This window comes from Pseudoalteromonas sp. SWN29, assembly GCF_015864465.1.
GTDB lineage: Bacteria > Pseudomonadota > Gammaproteobacteria > Enterobacterales > Alteromonadaceae > Pseudoalteromonas.
Map to the genome: position 1 here is coordinate 1 of NZ_JADYXE010000110.1, position 1,494 is coordinate 1,494.

The following is a 1,494-nucleotide window of genomic DNA, read 5'->3' on the forward strand; positions in this document are numbered from 1 at the left end:
CCCCTTGTACATACAGCATCTACTTAAATAAAAGTGTGCTTGGATACCATTCAGTTTCTGAGAATAGAAAGTCAGGGCTTTATCTACGGAGCAGTATTAAATACTAGACGCAAAGGCAAGCTCACTGACTTCGATGTGATAAATGATAGCTAATCATTTATCAATGAGAGATACAAGACGCGAAGCTTGCTTGCGTGACGGGCAAAGCCCGTAAGGTAATACTCACAAGCTGTAATTAAAAGCTCACGCTTTTCACGCGAGCAAGCTCAGCGTCTACGCTTCATAAGTTGGGCTTTATTCCTTCAGAGGTAGGTCTTGTTTTGAGTTTAGGGCGAAAATCAAAAAAGAATGTACCGATCTTATTCCTTCTACAACCCTTAACGATTTTGCTGGGCGATAAAAGCAAGCGAGTGCTGATTGAATAAGTCGGGGCGCTCCACATTGCAGACATGACCACAATGGTGAATAGTTTGCAGTACGCTGTTTTTATGACGCTTAACCATTTCTTTAACAGGGCCAAGGAACATATGATCTTCTTTGCCCATAATGTACAGAATGGGAATATCAATGTCTTTTTCTTTGAAATATTGCATTAAGGGATTTACGTCCATGGCTAATTTAAACCATTTTATAAACTCTTTTTGGCACAAGCGCTTTGCTTCACGAACAAACAAAAGTCGAGATTCTTTATGGCGCTTTTTAGGCATCATAATAAAAGCAAATAAGCGATACAGCCACATATAAGGCAAGAAGTGTTTAAAAGTATTACCTAAATAAACCAATGTATTACTGCGAGTATTAAAACGAGTAACCGCTCCACCTAGCACCATGCTAGAAACATATTGCGGCGCAATTTCAGCAATATTTCGAATAATAATTGTGCCCAATGAAATACCGACAAAGTGTGCGCTGGTGATATTGTTATGATCTAACACATCGATAATATCTTTTGAGACATTATTAAACGAATAATTATTATCAACAAAGTTTTGTACTAAGTTATTCGATTTACCGTGACCACGAAGATCTAGCAACAACATATTATATTCTTTTTTATAGGCTTTAAGCTGACGAAACCAGATTGCCGAACTACCACCTGCGCCATGGACAAATACAACCCATGTTTTACTGGTTTCGTGCGCAAAAGTAGTATGGAAAAGAATGTCGTTGCTCATTACAGTTAGTGGCCTATTTACTTCGTTTGGCATATTCAATTGCAGGAAGTATAACGGAGTTTAATAAAAATCTCTTATGAAGTTGAGATCAATGGCTTCTACTTAACAGCTTTTGGGAGCAGATTTTGATTTTTAAATGAAAACCAATAAAAATGACCTTCCCTTATTTTTACGTTATGGAAATCGCCTATCTTGGCTTTGCTGCTGGCGTGGCGTGTTGGGTTTCGCTTCGCTCTACCCAACCTTGTATCTCTTCTTGATGAGTGTTTAGCTAGCACTTGTCACATCGGGAAGACAGTGAGCTCGTACCCAACCAGAG

The 1,494-nt window shown here is 38.8% G+C and carries 1 protein-coding gene; it reads right to left on the reverse strand.

The window, feature by feature from the left end:
- Positions 1-377: 377 nt before the first annotated feature.
- Entirely contained in the window at positions 378-1,175 is a 798-nt protein-coding gene (locus tag I6F53_RS20030) for an alpha/beta fold hydrolase (RefSeq protein WP_197240924.1), read from the reverse strand.
- Positions 1,176-1,494: the final 319 nt, after the last annotated feature.

Coding starts and splice junctions, on each gene's coding strand:
- I6F53_RS20030 (WP_197240924.1), bottom strand. CDS start 1,175: ATGAGCAACGACATTCTTTTCCATACTACTTTTGCGCACGAAACCAGT.